The organism is Escherichia sp. AM3, assembly GCF_032029835.1.
GTDB lineage: Bacteria > Pseudomonadota > Gammaproteobacteria > Enterobacterales > Enterobacteriaceae > Escherichia > Escherichia coli.
On the sequence record NZ_JAVUPQ010000731.1, the window covers coordinates 1 to 335 of the forward strand.

Annotated in this window: 1 protein-coding gene; it reads left to right on the forward strand. The window is 48.1% G+C overall.

The window, feature by feature from the left end; genetic code table 11:
- The coding region (locus RTW80_RS28100; RefSeq protein ID WP_409415331.1) for a tyrosine-type recombinase/integrase at positions 1 to 335 on the forward strand (335 nt) is incomplete at both ends.

Sequence of the window (335 nt, forward strand, 5' to 3'; positions counted from 1 at the left end):
GGTGGTATCGATCCGATGGAAGCGAAACGAGAGGAAAAGATTGCCCGGGAAACGCAGTTAAACAACACCTTCAAAGATATTGCCCTTGAGTGGCACAGCAGCAAATTAAAAAAATGGTCTGCTGGTTATGCTTCAGACATCCTCGAAGCCTTCAACAAAGATGTGTTCCCTTACATTGGCAAAAAACCAATCGCCGAAATCAAACCACTTGAACTTCTGAATGTGCTGCGGCGCATCGAGGGGCGAGGTGCTACAGAAAAAGCCAAAAAAGTGAGGCAGCGGTGCGGGGAAGTTTTCCGCTATGCAATAGTCACTGGTCGCGCAGAGTATAACCC